General features: G+C 67.0%; 20 protein-coding genes. 13 read left to right on the top strand and 7 right to left on the bottom strand.

Annotated elements, in window-relative coordinates; all coding sequences use genetic code 11:
* Positions 1-27: 27 nt before the first annotated feature.
* From C4K27_RS14370 to pdxR, 3 genes are all read right to left on the bottom strand, one after another.
* Positions 28-447, bottom strand: coding sequence for a cupin domain-containing protein (locus C4K27_RS14370; protein WP_053260950.1), 420 nt, complete (start codon positions 445-447; stop codon positions 28-30).
* A 97-nt stretch (positions 448-544) separates the two neighbouring features.
* On the bottom strand, positions 545-826 hold the full coding sequence (locus tag C4K27_RS14375) for an antibiotic biosynthesis monooxygenase family protein (protein ID WP_053260951.1): 282 nt from the start codon (positions 824-826) through the stop codon (positions 545-547).
* A 181-nt stretch (positions 827-1,007) separates the two neighbouring features.
* The gene (gene pdxR / locus C4K27_RS14380) at positions 1,008-2,441 is read right to left on the bottom strand and encodes a MocR-like pyridoxine biosynthesis transcription factor PdxR (protein WP_053260952.1); all 1,434 of its coding nucleotides are present in this window, start codon (positions 2,439-2,441) and stop codon (positions 1,008-1,010) included.
* Positions 2,442-2,783: 342 nt separating this feature from the next.
* Here pdxR and C4K27_RS14385 point away from each other — a divergent pair, with 342 nt between their 5' ends.
* The gene (locus C4K27_RS14385) at positions 2,784-3,224 is read left to right on the top strand and encodes a carboxymuconolactone decarboxylase family protein (protein ID WP_007925797.1); all 441 of its coding nucleotides are present in this window, start codon (positions 2,784-2,786) and stop codon (positions 3,222-3,224) included.
* 75 nt (positions 3,225-3,299) lie between these two features.
* On the opposite strand, the gene C4K27_RS14390 is transcribed toward C4K27_RS14385, so the two are convergent.
* A complete protein-coding gene (locus tag C4K27_RS14390; protein ID WP_053260953.1) occupies positions 3,300-3,647 on the bottom strand; it encodes a hypothetical protein in 348 nt (115 codons plus the stop codon).
* Between the two features lie 280 nt (positions 3,648-3,927).
* Here C4K27_RS14390 and C4K27_RS14395 point away from each other — a divergent pair, with 280 nt between their 5' ends.
* From C4K27_RS14395 to C4K27_RS14405, 3 genes are read left to right on the top strand one after another with little or no spacing between them, the layout of a single operon-like run.
* Positions 3,928-4,542, top strand: a complete 615-nt coding sequence (locus tag C4K27_RS14395) for an STN domain-containing protein (protein ID WP_081002273.1) — start codon at positions 3,928-3,930, stop codon at positions 4,540-4,542.
* Positions 4,539-5,084: an RNA polymerase sigma factor gene (locus tag C4K27_RS14400; RefSeq protein ID WP_009043644.1), complete on the top strand. Its 546-nt coding sequence runs from the start codon at positions 4,539-4,541 to the stop codon at positions 5,082-5,084. The genes C4K27_RS14395 and C4K27_RS14400 overlap by 4 nt, the downstream gene beginning before the upstream one ends.
* A 39-nt stretch (positions 5,085-5,123) precedes the next feature.
* Positions 5,124-6,074, top strand: a complete 951-nt coding sequence (locus C4K27_RS14405; protein WP_053260954.1) for a FecR family protein — start codon at positions 5,124-5,126, stop codon at positions 6,072-6,074.
* Positions 6,075-6,360: 286 nt separating this feature from the next.
* On the opposite strand, the gene C4K27_RS14410 is transcribed toward C4K27_RS14405, so the two are convergent.
* Both C4K27_RS14410 and gspH read right to left on the bottom strand, forming a co-directional pair.
* Complete coding sequence (locus tag C4K27_RS14410) at positions 6,361-6,984, bottom strand: type II secretion system protein GspJ (protein WP_053260955.1); 624 nt, start codon at positions 6,982-6,984, stop codon at positions 6,361-6,363.
* The gene (gene gspH / locus C4K27_RS14415) at positions 6,981-7,442 is read right to left on the bottom strand and encodes a type II secretion system minor pseudopilin GspH (protein WP_053260956.1); all 462 of its coding nucleotides are present in this window, start codon (positions 7,440-7,442) and stop codon (positions 6,981-6,983) included. The genes C4K27_RS14410 and gspH overlap by 4 nt, the downstream gene beginning before the upstream one ends.
* 107 nt (positions 7,443-7,549) lie before the next feature.
* On the opposite strand from gspH, the gene C4K27_RS14420 reads away from it, so the two are divergent.
* Positions 7,550-7,981 carry a type II secretion system protein N gene (locus tag C4K27_RS14420; protein ID WP_053260957.1) on the top strand — a complete coding sequence of 144 codons (432 nt, stop codon included), beginning with the start codon at positions 7,550-7,552 and terminating at the stop codon, positions 7,979-7,981.
* Positions 7,982-8,092: 111 nt separating this feature from the next.
* Here C4K27_RS14420 and gspI read toward each other — a convergent pair whose 3' ends face one another.
* Positions 8,093-8,521: a type II secretion system minor pseudopilin GspI gene (gspI, locus tag C4K27_RS14425; RefSeq protein ID WP_053260958.1), complete on the bottom strand. Its 429-nt coding sequence runs from the start codon at positions 8,519-8,521 to the stop codon at positions 8,093-8,095.
* Positions 8,522-8,669: 148 nt separating this feature from the next.
* On the opposite strand from gspI, the gene gspG reads away from it, so the two are divergent.
* From gspG to C4K27_RS14470, 8 genes are all read left to right on the top strand, one after another.
* Entirely contained in the window at positions 8,670-9,149 is a 480-nt protein-coding gene (gspG, locus tag C4K27_RS14430) for a type II secretion system major pseudopilin GspG (protein ID WP_016704695.1), read from the top strand.
* An 8-nt stretch (positions 9,150-9,157) separates the two neighbouring features.
* Entirely contained in the window at positions 9,158-10,141 is a 984-nt protein-coding gene (gene gspK, locus C4K27_RS14435) for a type II secretion system minor pseudopilin GspK (protein WP_053260959.1), read from the top strand.
* On the top strand, positions 10,138-11,331 hold the full coding sequence (gene gspL / locus C4K27_RS14440) for a type II secretion system protein GspL (protein WP_053260960.1): 1,194 nt from the start codon (positions 10,138-10,140) through the stop codon (positions 11,329-11,331). Before gspK ends, gspL begins: the two co-directional genes overlap by 4 nt.
* A complete protein-coding gene (gspM, locus tag C4K27_RS14445) occupies positions 11,324-11,890 on the top strand; it encodes a type II secretion system protein M (protein ID WP_053260961.1) in 567 nt (188 codons plus the stop codon). The genes gspL and gspM overlap by 8 nt, the downstream gene beginning before the upstream one ends.
* Positions 11,887-14,280 carry a type II secretion system secretin GspD gene (gene gspD / locus C4K27_RS14450; RefSeq protein ID WP_053260962.1) on the top strand — a complete coding sequence of 798 codons (2,394 nt, stop codon included), beginning with the start codon at positions 11,887-11,889 and terminating at the stop codon, positions 14,278-14,280. Before gspM ends, gspD begins: the two co-directional genes overlap by 4 nt.
* 967 nt (positions 14,281-15,247) lie before the next feature.
* Entirely contained in the window at positions 15,248-16,669 is a 1,422-nt protein-coding gene (gene gspE, locus C4K27_RS14460; protein WP_007928981.1) for a type II secretion system ATPase GspE, read from the top strand.
* Entirely contained in the window at positions 16,669-17,880 is a 1,212-nt protein-coding gene (gspF, locus tag C4K27_RS14465) for a type II secretion system inner membrane protein GspF (RefSeq protein WP_053260963.1), read from the top strand. Before gspE ends, gspF begins: the two co-directional genes overlap by 1 nt.
* Before the next feature lie 447 nt (positions 17,881-18,327).
* Positions 18,328-19,494, top strand: coding sequence for a substrate-binding domain-containing protein (locus tag C4K27_RS14470; RefSeq protein WP_053260964.1), 1,167 nt, complete (start codon positions 18,328-18,330; stop codon positions 19,492-19,494).
* Positions 19,495-19,503: the final 9 nt, after the last annotated feature.

Here is a 19,503-nt window from a genome sequence, read left to right on the forward strand (position 1 = left end):
TCTGTAGGAGTATCTGCTGCCAGGCGCTTACTGCTTCAGCGGCGTCAGTACTTCGTCCTTGGCGTCCTTGAGCATGAACACCAGCAGCCTGGCGGGTTTGCTGGCGCTGGCGTTGGCCGACACCGGGTGCTGCGAGCCGGCCGGTTCGTACCAGGATTGGCCTGCCTTGTAGGTGATGGCCGGTTCGTCGTTGACCCGCGAGGTGATCTCGCCTTCGAGCACATAGGCCAGGGCCGCGCCCTTGTGCATGTGCGGCACCGTGGCCTGGCCCGGTGCGTAGTCGACGGTGAGCATCAGCGCGGTCTTGCCCGGCAGGTTGTTCAAGGCATGTTCCTGCAGGATCCTGGTTTTTTCCTGGCCGTACTCCGGGTCATGGGCGACGGCGCCCAGGGAGGTGAGCAGGGCCAGGCCGGCGAGGGCGCAGGTCAGGGCAGCGCGGGCCTTCATGGTCGGTTTCTCCGGTGCGAAAGGGGCCGGCTCAAGGTAAGCCCGCTGGCGCGACCGGCCTATAACCAATCCCGGCAAAGAACGGCAGACCAATGCCTCAGTGTTCGAAGTCGAGGGCGCAGGCCAGGCGGCGGTCCAGCAGGTCGATGAAACCCTGGGCCGCCGGCAGATGGAAATGCGCCTGCATCTCGGCCGCCGAGCGCCACTGGCCGCTTACGGTCCAGCGGTGCGAGTCCGCTGTGTTGCACTGGGCGCTGTACGCCAGGCAACCGGGAGCCTCGCGCAGGGCGGCGAGAAGCGTGGTCAACTGCTGGCCAAGCTCCTCCGAACGGCCCTGGGCGGCCCTGATTTGCACGATATTGATGGCTGGACTGGACATCTAGAACCCTCCGCGACCTGTAGCCGCTGCCGCAGGCTGCGATCGGCTTGGGCGGCACTCCGACGGAGCAGGTGCAGGATCTCAAGATCGCAGTTGCAGTCACGGTGTTTGCTGGAGGCTCAGAATAGGGCCGCAAGATTGCAACAAAAATAACCAATCCCCGGGAAAAGCCCGGGGCCAATCAGGCGATCTGTTGCAGGATGTCGCGCACCTTGTCCAGAGCCGGGTCGATGTCCAGGGTCTCGATGGCGCCAAAGCCGATGAACAGCCCGTCCCTGGCCGGCTCCTGATAATAGAAGCCGTGCAGCGGGTAGAGCCCGACCTCGACCTTCTTCGCCAGCTCCAGCAACAGCGGGATGTTCACCGGCACCTTGCACAGCGCCGCCATGTGGAAGCCGGCGGTGGACGGCACCGCCTGCAGCCAGGGCGAGAGGTCGCCGCTCAGGCGCTGCAGGATGCGTTCGCGGCGCCCGGCGTACACCGTGTGGCAGCGGCGGATGTGCTTGAGCAGGTAACCCTCGGCGATGAACTTGGCCAGCGCCCATTGTGGCAGGGTCGAGGTGTGGCAGTCGGTGAGGCGCTTGGCCTTGATCACCGCGCCGAGGATCGCCGGTGGCAGCACCGCGTAGCCCAGGCGCAGCTGCGGCAGCATGGTCTTCGAGAAGGTCCCGACATAGGCCACCACGCCGCGCTTATCCAGGCTTTGCAGGGAGTCGGTGGGGCGCCCCTCGTAGCGGAAGTCGCTGTCGTAATCGTCCTCGATGACGATCGCCCCCAGCTCTCGCGCCCGCTGCAGCAGGGCCTCGCGACGGGCCGGGCTCATGGGCATGCCCAGGGGGAACTGGTGGGACGGGGTGACGTAGATCAGCCGCACGCCATCGGGAATCCGCTCGACCTGGAGGCCCTGGTCGTCCACCGGCACACCGATCACCGTCGCGCCCTGGGCACTGAACAGCAGGCGCGCCGGGGTGTAGCCGGGGTCTTCCATGGCCACCAGGCTGCCGGGTTCGAGCACCACCCGGGCGATCAGGTCCAGGGCTTGTTGCGCGCCGTTGCAGACCACGATGTCGGCGTCGCTGCAGACCACGCCGCGCGAGAACGAGACATGCCCGGCAATCGCATTGCGCAGCGCCGGCAGGCCTTCCGGCTGGCTGTAGAAGCCGCCGCTCTGGGCGATTCGCCGCAGGGCGTCCTGGGTGCAGCGCCGCCACTCTTCCTGGGGGAACTGATTGCGGCTGGTGGCGCCGCCGATGAACTCGTAGCGCGAGGTGCCTTCCAGGGTCGGATGGCGCAGGGGCGAGGGCAGCTCGCGCCATTTTTCCAGGCTCTGTGCGCAGGCCAGGTCGCCGGCGCTCTGCTTGGGTTCGGCCTTCACCGGCCGGGCATTGACGAAGGTGCCGCGGCCGATCCGGCCGATCAGGAAGTTCTCGTAGGTCAGCAGGCTGTAGGTGTCCGACACCGTCTTGCGCGAGATCCCCAGTTGCTCGGCCAGCAGGCGGCTCGGCGGCAATTGCGCGCCCGCCGCCAGCCGCCCGCACTCGATGGCGTCGCGCAGTTGCCGATACAGCTGGTCGGCCAGGTCCTTGCGCCCGTTGATGACGACATGCAGTTCCATCGATGACATTCCAAAACGATCAGTGCCCGCCAGATTACCCGCCCGGTGGGGTTTGGTGTAGCGGCCTGGTATCGGGATTGGCCTGACATCCTGGCGCGTACTGCGTACGCGATCGCAGCCTGCGGCAGCGGCTACACCGCCTGGTTCGAAGGCCGCGTCGAACCCTGTAGCCGCTGCCGCAGGCTCGGGCCGCGTTCGGACGATAAGCCCGAAGGGCTTCGGCGGTATTGAATCCGACACGGCCCCCGGTGGACTGCCGATAAACCCCCGGATTGGCTATAGGGGCAGGCCGACGCGGACCTTAGGCTAGGGAACACCAACACACGCTCAGGGTGACTCTCGATGGAACCCCGCCTGGATTACTACAGCGCCTCGCCGGAAGCCCTCAAGGGCCTGTTGATGCTCGAGGCACAAAGCTTCGACCTGTCCATCGAGAAACCCCTGCTGGAGCTGGTCAAGATCCGCGTCTCGCAACTCAACCACTGCGCGTTCTGCGCCGACATGCACGCGGTGCAGGCGCGCCAGAACGGCGAGAGCGAGCGGCGCCTATACGCCCTCGGCGTGTGGCGCGATTCGGCGTTGTTCAGCCCGCGGGAACGCTCGGCGCTGGCCTGGAGCGAGTCGGTGACCCTGTTGTCCGAGTCCGCGGTGCCGGATGCGTTGTTCCAGGCCGTGCGCGGCGAATTCAGCGAGCGTGAGCTGGTCGACCTGACGGTCGCGGTGGCGGCGATCAACTGCTGGAACCGCCTGGCCGTGGCGTTCCGCCAACAGCCCAGCGTCTAGCCCGGATTCCTTTTCCATCCACGCCAGCCAATGTTCGGCAAACGGCTGCTCGCGACAGGGCCCGAACACACAACCTCAAGGCCGCTGCGGCTTCACCGAGGTGCCGAAGGTATTGCCCATCCGCGTGCTGGTGGCCGCCGGGGTGGCCAGGCCCATCTGGTTCGGCGGGCGTTTGTGGATCGGCACCTGCAGGGCTTCCTGGTTCTTCTGCCCGGCCTTGGCGCCGTCGGGGTTGTTGCCCATCTGCTGGCTCAGGCAACCGTAGTCCGGGGCCTTGTAGCCACCCACGCTGACATCGATACACCCCTCCGTGGGCGTTTTGCCGGGAGCGGCGGCGGGCGCTTCGACGGGCGTGGCGGCGTGGCCGGCCAGCGGCAGGGCACCGAGCATCAGGCTGGCGACAAGGGTGCGAAGCTGTTTCATCGGGGGCCTCCTGGCGGGCCCGGGAGGGGCCGTTGCGGTCCTTGAGTGTAAAGCAAGGCGGGTGGCGCAAAGGTGATGGTTTTTTTGCGGGCACCGTCACATCAGGTTCATAAACTGGCCTCAGGATGACGGTTTTCAGGGACAGGTAGCCGTGCAGCGACGCCGAGCAAAGGTCGGGTATCGGTCTTTCTTTCACGCGGTGTTCGCGCGCTGGGGGCTTGCGCTGCTGTTGGCGCTGGCCGCCTCGGGCGGGTTGCGGGCGGCGCAACCCGCGCCGCCGATGGTGGATTCGCACCGGCTGCTGGACCTGGACATCGCCGCGCAAGACCTGGCCGAAGCGCTGGAACTGTTCAGCCGCTCGACCGGGATGGCGGTGCTGGTGGACCGCGAGCTGACCCGAGGGCGTCGCTCGGTACGGGTCCAGGGGCGCTACAGCGCCCGGGACGCCCTGAGTCGCCTGCTGACAGGAAGTGGTTTGATGGCCCGTTACGCCCGCTCCGATGCCTTTACCTTGCAAGTCGCCCAGCTCAGCGATGCACCTGCCTCCAAGGGGACGGGCGGCAGTGCCGGGGCCTGGGCCAGCGACAGTTTCGCCAGTGCGCTGCAACGCGCGGTGGAGGCCGGCCTGTGCCGTTCGGAACTGACCCGGCCGGGGCGTTATCGCGCGGTGCTGCAACTGTGGATCGACCGCGGCGGGCATATCGAGCACAGCCGCCTGGCAACCACCACCGGCGATCTGCGGCGCGACGAGGCACTGGTGCAGAGCCTCAGCGAAACCTGGGTCGAACGACCCGCGCCAAGTTCGCTGCGCCAGCCAGTGACCTTGCTTCTGATACCCGACAGCGCAGGAAAACGCATGGATTGCAGACAACGCCAGGGAGCCTCCGGGGCATGAAGAATACCGGGCACAGTGCGATGGTCAGGTTGTTCCTGACCTCCTACGACGACTTCAAGGTGCGTCTGCGCCGGCGCCTGGGCTCGGAGGATCTGGCCAACGATGTGCTGCACGAAACCTACCTGCGGGTCGACCGCATGGAGGAGCCGCCGAACCTCGCCCAGCCCAATGCCTACCTCTATCGCATGGCCCTGAACATCGCCGCCGACCGCCGCGAGGCCGATGCCCGGCTGCTCACCGGCAGCGAGGTCGAGGAACTGCTGCAGGTCAGCGACGAGGCCCTGGACCCGTCGCGGGTGGTGGGCGGGCAGAAGGAAATCCAGTCGCTGCTCAAGGCGCTCTACGAACTGCCGGCGCGCCGCCGCAAGATCTTTATCGCCGCGCGCCTGGAGGAGGCGCCGCACCTGGAAATCTCCCAGCGCTTCGGCATTTCGACACGGATGGTCGAGAAGGAAATCAAGGCTGCCCTGGGCCACTGCGCCTCGCGTCTTGAAAGAAAAGTGATTCAGCGGTTCGGTCCCGGCGCCGGAAAACCGTCCTAGTCACTAAAGGCCCCGATTAATCCGTGAGTACCCGCACGCTTGAACATCTTTAGTATCTCCACTTCTCGGGCGACACCGGACCACCGGCTGCGCAACGAGGCCCAGGACTGGCTGCTCCTGCTGACCTCGGGGCGGGCCACCGCGGCCGACGCCCGGGCCTTGCAGCAGTGGTGCGCGCAGAGCCCGCAGCATGCCGAGGCCTTCGAGCAGGCCAAGGTGCTGTGGCACAGCCTGAAGCCGGCCGCCGAACACTGCCAGCAACAGGCCCAGCCGCGGCGCTTCGGCCGCCGGGCCTTTCTCGGTGGGGCGCTGGCGGCCTCGGTGGCCCTGGTGGCGGTGCGGGTCTCGGTGCCCGGCGGTTTTGCCGGGCTGGGCGCCGACTACCGCACCGAGGTCGGCGAGCAGCGCCGGGTCGAACTGGAGGACGGGCTGAGCCTGGAACTCAACACCCAGACCCGCATCAGCCGGCGCGAACTGGCCGACGGCGGGCAGGGCATCGAACTGCTCGAAGGCGAGGTCGAGGTGTTGAGCCAGAGCGCGCTGCCGGTGCGAGTCCAGGCCGGCAACGGCTGGCTGAGCGCCTCCCGGGCGCGCTTCAACGTGCGCAATACCAACCACAGTGTCTGCGTGACCTGCATCGATGGCGCGCTGCAGGTCGAGGTCGCGGGCCGGCTGATCCGCCTGGACAGCGGTCGCCAGCTGACCTACGACAGCCGCCAGGTCGGCGAGCCGACGGCGGTGGACCCGACGGCGGTGATCGCCTGGCGCGAGCAGGTGCTGGTGTTCGACAACGCCACCCTCAACACGGTGATCGACGAGATCAACCGCTACCGTCCGGGCATGCTGGTGCTGCTCAACGCCGAGCTGGGCAAGCGCAAGGTGCAGGCGCGTTTCAACCTCAACCAGCTGGCCGGCGTGGCGTTGCTGATCCGCGACGCCTACGGCGCCAAGTGCACCGAATTGCCGGGCGGCGTGGTGTTGTTGAGCTGAGATGTGGCACCTGGTCTGTAGGAGCGAAGCTTGCTCGCGATAGCGTCCGTGCAGACAACCCGCGTGGCCTGGATCGCGGGCAAGCCTCCATTTCGACGGGGGCGTGAGTTTCTGTAGCCGCTGCCGAGCGCAGCGAGGCTGCGATCGACCGCGCAGCGGTCGTAAACCGGGCAATCCAGTTTTCCTGGAAAACCGCGTGCTCAGGTTTGGCGAGGACTTCGTCCTCGGGCGCAGCCTCGCGGGCTCGGCAGCGGCTACAGGTACGGCGTCCAGCTCGACGCGGCAATCATTCCAACGGCCCCAGCACCTGACGGTAACGCTCTTCGCCCTGGGGCGTCTGCCGCACCAGGCGGATCTCCAGGCCTGGCGGGTTTTCCTTGCGGTTGCCGCTGAGCTGGCGCCAGCCCTTGTCCCGATCCCAGACCCGCAGTTGCAAGTCGCTGACATGCTCCAGCACCGCCACGCCGTTTTTCGGCGCGGGCAGCGGATAACGATCGCGGGCCGGCGCCGCCGCGCGGTACAGGGTGTCGCCCTTGAGCCACCAGCGCACCCGTTGCAGGCCCTCGCCGGGCGTCGCCGAGCTGCGGATCACATCCAGGCGGAAGGTGCCGCCGTCGGCGCTGCGCACGGTGAGGGCCGCCGGCACATCGACGGCTTCGGCATCGGCCCCGGCCGGCACCGGCTCCATCAGTTCGACACTGGCCCGCAGCGCCACGTCCCGTTCCAGCTGGTGCAGGGTGCGCAGCAGTTCCTCGGTCTGCGCGCTGCTGGCCTGCAAATGGCTGTCGGCCCGGCTGACGCTGTCCAGCCCGCGCCAGGCGATCACGCTGACCACCGCCATCAGCAGGATCGCCACCATCACCTCGATCAGGGTAAAGCCGCCTTGGCGCTGGTTGGTCCGCGCCCTCATGGCTGTGCCACCACCCGGACCACGCCTGTGGCGGTGCGTTGCACCGTCAGGCTGTGCCGGCCGTCGGACAGTTGCACCTGCAGCGGCGCGTCTATCCATTCGCCGTTGAGCACCAGCCGCGGGCCGGGCTCGATGCGCACTTTGATCGTCGGGCTTTCCCAGGGCCGCGGGCGCAGTTGCGGGTCGTCCTTGAACTGATCGAGGCCGCGGCCGTCGTCGCTGGGCCGGCTGAAGGCGAAACCCTTGGCATCCGCCCGCCAACTGATGGGCCGGCCATCCACGCGGGCCTCGGCCTGGGCCACCTGGAGCAACTGCGCCAGGCGCTCGGCATCCTGGCGCAGGCCCTGCAGCGGGTCGGGGCGGATGCTCAGGCTGATGGCGGCGCTGGCGATCCCGATGATCACCAGAACCACCATCAGCTCGATCAGGGTGAAGCCCTGTTGTCGGGATGGGGTCATGGGGCGCGCTCCTGTGCGTCGGTTTTCATCCTGCCCGGCGAATGTGAAATAAAAACGTGACCATTGCGCGCTAGGCTGCGAAGACGGACAAACAGGAGGTCCTTGCCATGGCATTCGTCCATCGATTTTCCCCGCCGCAGCTGGTGCAGTCCGTGGCCCTGCTGGCGATCGTGGCCGGGGTGGCGACCTGGTCGTCGCTGCTTTTGACCCCCGCCGAGTCGCGCACCCCGCAGGCGCCGCCGCAAGCCTTGGCCGCCCAGGCCCAGAGCCCGGCGCAGCAGTGGTTTTCCAACCAGCCGCTGGCGCTGGACATCAAGGTCACCGGGTTGATGGCCAGCCCCCGCGGTGCGGTGGCGATCCTCAGCCTCAACGACGCGCCGCCGTGCAGCTTCCTGGTGGGCGAGCGCCTGGCCCAGGGCGTGCAACTGGTGGCCATCGAGGGCGACGGGGTGGTGATCGAGCGCGGCGGCGAGCGCTCGCGGCTGGATGTCAGCAAGTTGCCGGAAAGCCCGGCGTTGCCGGTGCTGACCCGGCAGTGAGGCGACAGCGGTAACCGACGCGCCGCGCCAGCCTGCCATCTGTAGGCGCGCCGCTTGCGCGCGATGGCGGTGGTCGGGCAATCCGCGTTGCCTGGATCGCGAGCAAGCCTGTTAACGATTGGGGTTTTTCGGTGTGCGCGCGACCAGGGTATCCAGGCGCGCCAGGGGCGGGGCTTCGCGGCTGCGGTCGAGGACCCGCACGCTGACCCGGGACAGCCGTGGGTCGGCGCTGGGGGCGATGTTCTGTTCGCAGCGCAGCTTGAGCCGGCCCTGGTCGCATTCGATGTTTTTGGTCCCGGGCGGCAGGCGGCCTTCCAGGCGCAGCTCCGCCAGGCGCGACTGGGCCGCCAGCAAGGCGATGGATTTATCCCGCAACAAACCATTGCTCTGGGTCATCAAGCCGGCCACGCGGATCGCCGCCGACATGGCCACGGCGATGATCGCCAGCGCCACCAGCACCTCGATCAGGGTGAAACCCCGCTGTTTAGCGGCTGGCGGTCCGGCGGGTCGTTTGAGTAGTGGCTGGCGTGGCCCCGGCATGGACGTCTCGTGGCGCAAATGGAGGCTTGCAGGCTACATGGCAAATTTGACCGATTGGCTACGGACGCTCCCGAGCAACGTCAATATCACTGACATATTTTCTTGTAACACTGCGCGACGAATCGAAATCAAGCCAAGGAACGTCGAGATGGATGTCGTGCGCTTCACGTCACACCCCCAGCCTCATCTTCAGCCCCGCCTCCAGCCCCGCCGCCCACGCGGACAGGGCGGTTTCACCCTGATCGAGATCATGGTGGTGGTGGTCATTCTCGGGATCCTCGCCGCGATGGTGGTGCCCAAGGTACTCGACCGTCCGGACCAGGCCCGGGCCACCGCGGCCAAGCAGGACATCGGCGGGCTGATGCAGGCCCTCAAGCTCTATCGCCTCGACCACGGCACCTACCCGAGCATGAACCAGGGCCTGAAAGTGCTGGTGGAGCGCCCGGCGGATGCCAAGAACAGCAACTGGCGCTCCTACCTGGAACGCCTGCCCAACGACCCCTGGGGCCGTCCTTACCATTACCTGAACCCGGGAGCCAACGGCGAAGTGGATGTGTTCTCCCTGGGGGCCGACGGCCAGCCAGACGGTGACGGCGTGAATGCCGATATCGGCTCCTGGCAGTTGTAAGCGCCGCCATGACAGCCCGTTCGCCGACAGCGGCGAAACAGCGTGGCATGGCCATTATCAGCGCCTTGTTGATCGCCGCCGTGGTGGCGGTGATCGCCGGCGGCATGCTGACCCGCCAGACCCTGTTCACCCGCGGGCTGGAAAGCGAGCAACTGCGGGTCCAGGGCAGCTGGCAGTTGCAGGGCGGCATGGAGGTCAGCCGCCAGCGCCTGTGGGAAGACCGCCAGCGCGACGTGCTGACCCGCCTCGACCAGAACTGGGCGCGGCCGATCCAGCTCGCGGCCCTGGGGCCGGGCGCCGGGCCGTTCGAGGGGCGGCTGGAGGACGAGCAGAGCAAGTTCAACCTGCGCAATCTGCTGGCCAATGACCGGCTCGACCCGTTGCAGATAGAGAATTTCCAGCGCCTGTGCGAGCTGCTCGGGGTCAGCGCGACCCTGGGCCAGCGCATCAGCCAGCGGGTGATCGCTTCCTACCCACGGCAGTTGAGCCGGGAAGGCACGGCGGCGCCGGTCAATAGCGGTTTTCGGAGCGGTCGCGACACTTCGCCCGAGGCCGCGCGCAAACCGCTGCTGGCCAAGCAACCGATGCTGCGCAGTCTCGACGACCTGCTGGGGGTGAACGGCGTCGACGAAAAGTTGCTGGCGCGCCTGCAACCCTTTGTCACCATCCTGCCGGCCAATACCTGGGTCAACGGCAACACCGCCAGCGCCGAAGTGCTCGCCGCGACCGTGCCGGGGCTGGCGCTGCCACGGGCCAAGGCGCTGATCGCCGAGCGCGACAGCGGCCAGTGGTTCATCAACCAGGGTGACTTCATCAATCGCCTGCGCATGCCGCAGGTACCGGCGGACGCGGTGCGGGTCGGCATCACCAGCGAATGGTTCCGCCTGCAAGGCCAGGCCCGTGGCGAGCGGCGCCGGGTCAAGCTGCTGGCCTTGCTGCACCGCAGCGAAGACAACATGCCCCGGGTGATCTGGTCGCGGGTGGGCGTATGAGCCGCTTGCGCGTCAGCCTGCCGCCCTTGCATACGCTGACGGCCGAGAGCCGGGTGAGCTTTGCCCGGCTCCAGGCTAAGGAAGGCCAGGTCAAGGAAGCCGGCGAAGCCAGCCTGATGCAACTGGGGCAGATGCCCAAGGCGCCGGCGGTGGAGTGTTTCCTGCACCCCGAGGACAGCCTGCTGGCGAGTATCGAGCTGCCGGCCCTGGCGCCGGCCAAGGTCAGCGCGGCGGTGGCCTGTGCCGCCCAGGCGCTGATTCTCGGCCACAGCGACAGCCTGTACGTGGCCCACAGCCCGCGCGACAGCGACGGCCAGGTGCACATCAGCTGGTTGCCGCGCGAGGCGCTGGCGCGGCTCGGCCAGGTGCTGGAGCAGGCCGGCCTGAAACTGCGCGGCCTGTACCCGGCGCCCTATGCCTTGCCGGTGCCGACGGCGGGCCAGTTGACCGCCTGCCTGCAAGACCAGCACCTGTTGCTGCGCCACAGCCCGCGACAGGGCAGTGTGCAACCGCTACCCGAAGACGCCTTGCAGGCGTTGCTGGCCAACGGTGCCGGGCTGCAATGGATAGGGGAGACGGCCCCGCCAGCGGCCCTGGAGCAACTGCCGGACAGCTGCCGATGGACCGGCCAGGCACCCGACTGGGGCCTGCACGGCGGGGTGCAGGACAACAGCGCTCGCCAGCAGGGCTGGGGCCGTGCCGCGGCGCTGTGCGCGGTGGCGCTGGTGGTCTGGACCCTGGGCCTGAACCTGTATGCCGCGCGCCAGGCGGCCCAGGGCCAGCAGCTCAAGGCGCAGATGAGCCAACGGGTGCAGCAGGTGTTCCCGGAATTGCCGGTGATCCTCAACCCCCTGCAACAGGCGCGTCAGCAACTGGCGGCGCGCCAGAGCGGGGCCAGCGGCGACGCTCCGCACAGCTTCAACAGCCTGGTGCTGCAGGCCAGCAATGCCATGCCCTTCGTGATCGGCGGGGTTGAGCGTTTGAACTATCAGAACGGCGAATTGCAGCTGAGCCTGCTCAGCGACACCCGTGTCCCTGCGCCCGACAGCGGCTGGCAGGGCCTGCTGACCCAGGCCGGGCTCGAAGCCAGCCCCGGCGACCAGGGCTGGACCCTGCGCGCCGCCACAGGCACGGCGACCGGCGCGGTGCCGATGGAAGCCGACGACAGCGAGGAAGACGAGGATGAATAAGCTGAACCTCAGCCGTTACCGGCAACGCTGGCAGCGTCAGGCCGCCCAGGCGCAGCTGTACTGGAACGGCCTGGCCCTGCGCGAGAAACGCCTGCTGGCCGGCGCGGCGGCGCTGCTGGGTGGCTTGCTGGTGTGGCTGGTGCTGATCGAGCCGGCGCTGGACAAGATCGATTACTGGCAGGCCGAGATTCCCAAGCTGCGCTCCCAGTCCGAAGCCCTGGAGCTGGTGCTGCACCAGGCCGGCGGGCCCCGTGGTGGCGAGCCGGGGCAGAGCCTGGAGCAGTCCTTGCGCCAGACCCTGGATGCCGCCGGCCTGCAGGGGCTGTACCAGTTGCAGCTGGCGGGCGAGGGCGAATCCCAGGCCTGGCACTTGAGTTTTCAAGAGGCCCCGGCGGATGCCGTGGTCGGTTGGCTGCTGGGCAATCCCCGGCAGTTTTCCCTGGAAGTGATGGAGGCCCGCCTGCAACGCGCGGGGCCGGCCGACATCGATGGCACGGCAGGCAAACTGTCCGGAACCGTTCGCATGGATCAGGCGCTTGGCGCTAAGGAAGCTTCATGAAGTGGTCAGGTTCTTTTTACGCCCGCCAATCGCGCAAGGCGCTGCCCTTGCTCCTGCTGGGGCCGCTGGCCCTGGCGCTGGCGGCGTGCAGTCACAACCAGGAGCCACAGCCACCGTTGCTGGTGGACAGCGAACTGGGACGGCCCCTGGGCGAGACCAATCGCAGTGGCGGCGATGTGGTGGCCGAGCGGGAGCGGGCCCAGGCGCAACAGACCCAGCGTCCCAAATTCCAGCATCCGATCAGCCGTGCGGGACGCGCCCCCGGTGCTCCCGCCGCCAGCAGCACGGTGGTGCGCAATCCCCTGGGCGACCAGCCGGTGCGCCTGAATTTCGTCGATGTCGATATCCAGGCCGTGGTCCGGGCGCTGGCGCGTTCCACCGGCCAGCAGTTCCTGGTGGACCCGCGGGTCAAGGGCAACCTGACCCTGGTCAGCGAAGGCGAAGTGCCGGCCCACCAGGCCTACGACATGCTGCTGGCGGCCCTGCGCATGCAGGGTTTCAGCGTGGTGGACGTTGGCGGCGTGGCCCAGGTGGTGCCGGAAGCCGACGCCAAGCTGCTCGGCGGGCCGATCTACAACGCCGGCAAGCCGTCGGCCAACGGCATGCTGACCCGCACCTTCCGCCTGCAATACGAAAACGCGGTGAACCTGATCCCGGTGCTGCGCCCGATCGTGTCGCCGAACAACCCGATCAACGCCTACCCGGGCAACAACAGCATCGTCATCACCGACTACGCCGAGAACCTCACCCGGGTGGCGCAGATCATCGAAGGCATCGACATCCCCAGCGCCCTGGACACCGATGTGGTGCCGGTGCAGAACGGCATTGCCGTGGACATCGCCGGCATGGTCTCCGAGCTGCTGGAAACCCAGGGCGCCGACCCGACCCAGAAGGTCAGCGTGGTCGGCGACCCACGTTCCAACTCGATCATCATCCGCACCGGCAGCCCCGAGCGCACCGAGCTGGCGCGCAACCTGATCTACAAGCTGGACAACGCCCAGAGCAACCCGAGCAACCTGCACGTGGTGTACTTGCGCAACGCCCAGGCCGGCAAGCTGGCCCAGGCCCTGCGCGGCCTGCTCACCGGCGAGAGCGACAGCGGCACCGGCGACAACGCGCGGGCCATGCTCGGCAGCATGGGCGGCATGAGCCAGGGTGGCAGTTCCAGCAGCGGCCAGAGCGGCGGCAGCGGTTCCACCAGTGGCAGCTCCAGCCTCAGCAGCGGCAGCAGTTCCGGCAGCGGTTATGCCCAGGGCGGCAGTTCCAGCAGCAGCCAGGGCGGCACCCAGGCCTCCGAGCAGAACACCGCCTTCAGCGCCGGCGGCGTGACCATCCAGGCCGATGCCACCACCAACACCTTGCTGATTTCCGCGCCGGAACCGCTGTACCGCAACCTGCGCGAAGTCATCGACATGCTCGACCAGCGTCGCGCCCAGGTGGTGATCGAAAGCCTGATCGTCGAAGTCAACGAAGACGACGCCGCCGAATTCGGCGTGCAGTGGCAGACCGGCAATCTCGGTGGCAGCGGCGTCATCGGCGGCGCCAACCTCGGTGGCAGCGGCCTCAACCTCAACGGCAAGACCAGCCTCGACGTGCTGCCCCAGGGCCTCAACGTCGGCCTGGTCAACGGCACCGTGGACATCCCCGGGATCGGCAAGATCCTCGACCTCAAGGTGCTGGCCCGGGCCCTGAAGAGCAAGGGCGGGAACAACGTGCTGTCGACCCCGAACCTGCTGACCCTGGACAACGAAGCGGCGAGCATCTTCGTCGGCCAGACCATTCCCTTCGTCACCGGCAGCTACGTCACCGGCGGTGGCGGCAACAGCAACAACCCGTTCCAGACCGTGCAGCGCGAAGAAGTCGGCCTGAAGCTGAATGTGCGGCCACAGATTTCCGAGGGCGGCACGGTCAAGCTCGACATCTATCAGGAGGTCAGCAGCGTCGACCAGCGCGCGTCGGTGCAGGCCGGCACCGTGACCAACAAGCGCGCGATCGACACCAGCATCCTGCTCGACGACGGCCAGATCATGGTCCTCGGCGGCCTGCTGCAGGACGGCTACAGCCAGAGCAACAACGCGGTGCCGTGGCTGTCGACTATCCCCGGGATCGGCGCGCTGTTTCGCAACGAAAGCCGCTCGACCAACAAGACCAACCTGATGGTGTTCCTGCGGCCCTACATCATTCGCGACAGCGCCGCGGGGCGCAGCATCACCCTCAACCGCTACGACTTCATGCGCCGCGCCCAGGGCGGCCTGCAGCCGGACCGCAGCTGGGCCATGCCGGACATGCAGGCGCCGCAATTGCCGACGGCGGAGCAGGGGGTGCCGGGGGCTGTGCCGGTGTCGGCGCCAGCGCCGAGGGCGAGGATCAAAGCGGTGCCGGTGCAATGAGTTCGCCTGTTGCGTTTATGCGCTCGGCGTCTGGTGCGTTGGGTGATGGGGGGCATATCTGTTGCTGCGGTAACGGCTACCTAGGGTTTCGCTTTTACAGCGGGGTGGGGGTACATATCCGTTACTGCGGTCACGGCGGCTGGAGGTTCCGCCCTTACGGCGGGTCACTTTTGGCAAACGCCGGAATGCCGGCCCAGCCCAAAGTAACCAAAAAGTCTTGCCCCTCCATTCGGTGCCTCGCTAGGGCTCGGCATGCCCTCACTCCGGCATTGCTCCGGGGGCCCGCCGCCACAGGCCATCCATGGCCTGGGGCGGCTAGCGCGGCATCCCTGCCGCGCTACCCCCTGCGCAACGCCTGCGTTCGGCCTCTGGGAAAGGGGCGGTCCAATCAAGATCAAAAGCCAAGCGCGTTGTACGCGCCTTGTGTAGCCGCTGCCGCAGGCTGCGATCGGCTGCGCAGCAGACGCAAAACCATCCACCTCGATCTGCCTGATACACCGCGCCGCCTGGCCTGGCGTGCGCTGCGCGCCCGATCGCAGCCTGCGGCAGCGGCTACAGGGATCAGCGCCAAATTCAGGCCGGCCGGTAGGCCGCCTCGCGTTGTTTTTGATTTTCTTGCCCCGTCGGGAGGCCGAGTGGAGGTTCTGCGCAGTGGGCAACCCGGCAGGGATGCCGGGTTAGCCGCCCCAGGCCATGGATGGCCTGTGGCGGCGGCCCACGGAGCAGGACCGGAGCGAGGGAATCCGAGCCTTAGCGAGGACCGGACGCTGGGGGCAAGAGCCTTTGGTTACTTTGGGCTTTTCAAAGTGACTCGCCGTAAGGGCGAAACCCTAGGTGGCCGTTACCGCAGCAACGGATATGTACCCCGACCCCGCCGTAAGGGCGGAACCGCCAGCCGCCGTGACCGCAGTAACGGATATGTACACGGTCAAGGCCAAGCCCACGGCCAAGCCCAGGAGTTACTCCCATGAACCCCCAACTCCCTTACGCCTGGGCCAAATCCCAACGCATCCTCCTGCGCCATGGCGAGGAGGGCGCCGTACTCCTGGTCTGCCCCTCGACCCCCGGCTGGTCGATCAGCGAAGCGCGTCGCCAGTTCGGCCCGGCGCGGCTGGAGCGGGTGCGCGACGAAGAACTCGACGGCCTGCTGGCCAGCGCCTATTCCGACACCGGCAGTGCCGCCGCGGTGGTCGGCGCCGCCGAGAACGAGGTCGACCTCGACCGTCTGATGCAGGACATCCCGGAAATCACCGACCTGCTGGACACCCAGGACGGCGCGCCGGTGATCCGCATGATCAACGCCTTGCTGACCCAGGCCGCGCGGGACGAGGCCAGCGATATCCATATCGAGCCCTATGAAAGCCATTCGGTGGTGCGCTACCGGGTCGACGGCACGCTGCGCGACGTGGTCTCGCCGCGCAAGGCCCTGCATGGCGCGCTAGTGTCGCGGATCAAGATCATGGCCCAGCTCGACATCGCCGAAAAACGCCTGCCCCAGGACGGCCGCATCGCCTTGCGCGTGGCCGGGCGGCCCATCGATATCCGCGTGTCCACGGTGCCCACCGGGCACGGCGAACGGGTGGTGATGCGTCTGCTGGATAAACAGGCCGGGCGCCTGCAACTGGAAACCTTAGGCATGGACCCCCAGGTGCTGGGCAAGCTCGACCACCTGATCCGCCAGCCCCACGGCATCGTGCTGGTCACCGGCCCCACCGGCAGCGGCAAGACCACCAGCCTCTACGCCGCCCTGGCACGGCTGGACGCCAGCACCAGCAATATCCTCACCGTCGAGGACCCGGTGGAGTACGACCTGCCGGGCATCAGCCAGATCCAGGTCAACGCCAAGATCGACATGACCTTCGCCCTGGCCCTGCGCGCGATCCTGCGCCAGGACCCGGACATCATCATGATCGGCGAGATCCGTGACCTGGAAACCGCACAGATCGCCGTGCAGGCTTCGCTCACCGGCCACCTGGTGCTGGCGACCCTGCACACCAACGACGCGGTGTCGGCGGTCAACCGCCTGATCGACATGGGCGTCGAGCCGTTCCTGCTGGCCTCGTCGATGCTCGGGGTGCTGGCCCAGCGCCTGGTGCGACGGCTGTGCCCGCACTGCAAGGAAGAAGACCCGACCGCCCCCGGCACCTGGCGCCCGGTGGGCTGCCCGGCCTGCAACCAGGTCGGCTACAGCGGACGCACCGGCATTCACGAACTGTTCTGCATCGACGACGACATTCGCAGCCTGATCCACCAGGGCGCCGACGAACAGGCGCTGCGCGCCGCCGCACGGCGCGCCGGGATGTTGAGCATGCGCGAGGACGGCGAGCGCTGGGTGCGCAGCGGCGCCACCGCCCCTGAAGAAATCCTGCGCGTAACCCGGGACGCCTGATGAACCGTTATCGCTACGAAGCCGCCGACGCCCTCGGCAAGATCGAGTCCGGGCACCTGGAAGCCGACAGCCAGAGCGCTGCTTTCGGCGTGCTGCGCAGCCGTGGGCTGACGGCGCTGATGGTGCAGGTCGAGAGCAACACGCCCAAGGCCGGTGGCGGGAGCCTGTTCAGCGCCAAGCTGTCGGACAACGACCTGGCCTGGGCCACCCGCCAGCTGGCCAGCCTGCTGGGCGCCAGCCTGCCGCTGGAGGCGGCGCTGAGCGCCACGGTCGAACAAGCGGAAAAAAAGCACATCGCCCAGACCCTCAGCGCGGTGCGCGCCGATGTGCGTAGCGGCATGCGCCTGGCCGAAGCCCTGGCGGCGCGGCCACGGGACTTCCCGGATATCTACCGGGCGCTGATCGCCGCCGGCGAAGAGTCGGGCGACCTGGCCCAGGTCATGGAGCGCCTGGCCGACTACATCGAGGAGCGCAACACCCTGCGCGGCAAGATCCTCACCGCCTTCATCTACCCCGGCGTGGTCGGGCTGGTCTCGGTGGGCATCGTGATCTTCCTGCTCAGCTACGTGGTGCCCCAGGTGGTCAGCGCCTTCTCCCAGGCGCGCCAGGATCTGCCGGGGCTGACCCTGGCGATGCTCAACGCCAGCGACTTCATCCGCGCCTGGGGCTGGTTGTGTTTCGGCGTGCTGGCCGGCGGCTTCTGGAGCTGGCGTATATACCTGCGCAACCCCCAGGCCCGCTTGAACTGGCACAGCCGGGTGCTGCGCCTGCCGCTGATCGGGCGTTTCGTGCTGGGCCTGAACACCGCGCGCTTCGCCTCGACCCTGGCGATCCTCGGCGGAGCCGGGGTGCCGCTGCTGCGCGCCCTGGAAGCGGCGCGCCAGACCCTGTCCAACGACCGCCTGAGCCAGAGCGTCAGCGACGCCACCGCCAAGGTCCGCGAAGGCGTCAACCTGGCCGCCGCGCTGCGGGTGGAAAAAGTCTTCCCGCCGGTGCTGATCCACCTGATCGCCAGCGGCGAAAAAACCGGCGCCCTGCCACCCATGCTCGAACGCGCCGCGCAAACCCTGTCCCGCGACATCGAACGCCGCGCCATGGGCATGACCGCCTTGCTCGAACCACTGATGATCGTGGTCATGGGCGGGGTGGTGCTGGTGATCGTCATGGCGGTGCTGCTGCCGATCATCGAGATCAATCAGCTGGTGCAATAAAGGTGCATGGATTCGCGGGCTTCTGTAGGAGCGAAGCTTGCTCGCGATGGCCTCAGCCCCGACAACTTTTTTGCGCGGCAATCACCCACCCGAGCGCCGAATCCGCCGAACTCGGGTTCCTCGTTCTGTCATGCACAACCACCCCCAGCGCCCCCAACCCAAGACCCGCGCCGCGCCTGGCCAAGAGCTGGCAAAAGGCCCCGCGACACCTCGCTGTCACCTGCGCTGAAAAGCCCGCGCCAGGGCCCTCGAACACCCGAGAAAGTTTTTGAAAATCAAGGCCTTTCTCCCGAGGTTTTTTCCTTTATCTGTCACCGGAAACTGCGAACTTCTTAGCCATGGCCTCACCCCGCACAACGCTCTCAGAGCAGGGCAGAGGATCTGAGCGCCATGGCGTCATGCAAGAACCATTGACCTCCGTATACACACGACGAAAGGAGATTCTTCATGTTTAAGCGCACTATGATCGCAGCTTCCATGGCTGTAGCGGCTCTGGCTTCGGCCCAATCGATGGCGGCTGTTGTGGGTGGCGGCGCCACTCTGCCACAGAGCCTGTACGGCACCACTGCCGGTACCGGCATCCTGGCTTCCTCGACTCCTGGCTTCAACCCGTACATCGGCGTGGGCAGCGGTGCAGGCAAGCAGGCTTTCTTCAACAATGATTCCACCAAGTTCAACCTGGCCTCGGGCATCAACGTCGACTACGCCGGTAGCGACTCGATCGTGAGCTCGGCTGAACTTACCGCTTACAACAACAGCGCTGACAAGGGTCGTGCCACTTTCGGTCCTTTGATTCAGATCCCGGCCGAAGCCACTTCGGTGACCGTGCCTTACCACGTCACTGGCCTGACCACGCTGAATCTCACCAGCGCTCAGTTGGCCGATATCTTCTCGGGCAAAATTACAAACTGGAAAAACGTGGTCTCCGGCGGTGTGGCCGGTCCTGACTTGCCAATCAAGGTTGTCTATCGCACCGACGGCAGTGGCACCACCGAGATCTTCACCACTCACCTGAAGGCTGTGAAACCTGCTTCGGTACCTGCCGCCAGCAACAGTTTCGTCACCGCGGTAGGCTTCAACCCTGCCACCAACCCCCCAGCCGGCTCCACTTACATTGGCGCTTCCGGCAGCGGTGCCGTGGCGACAGCGGTAGCCAACAATGACGGCGCCATTGGTTACGTCAGCCCTGACTTCGCCGAGTTCAACAATGCTGCCAAGGTGGCCACAGTCAATGGTTTCCTGCCAACTGAAGTCAACGTGCAAATCACCCTCGATACTGAGTTGCCACCTACCAACCCAGCCAGCGGCAAGAACCCAGCCAACCCTCTGGATTGGGTACCGACCTTCCCCAACCCAAGCACCGGCTACCCAATCGTTGGCTACACCAACCTGATTTTCAGCCAGTGCTACAAGGACGCCGGTGACAACCTGCGTATCCGCAACTTCCTCAATGCCCACTACACCGGTGTCAACAACACTACCGTGTCGAGCCACTCCTTCATCCCACTGTCGGCTGCCTGGCAGAGCGCTGTGCACAACACTTTCTATAACACCGCCAGCGCCCAGCGTGTCGGTAACACCAACGTCTGCAACGGCATTGGTCGTCCGGCCTGATACCCCGCC

The organism is Pseudomonas chlororaphis subsp. chlororaphis (assembly GCF_003945765.1).
GTDB classification, from domain to species: Bacteria; Pseudomonadota; Gammaproteobacteria; order Pseudomonadales; family Pseudomonadaceae; genus Aquipseudomonas; species Aquipseudomonas chlororaphis.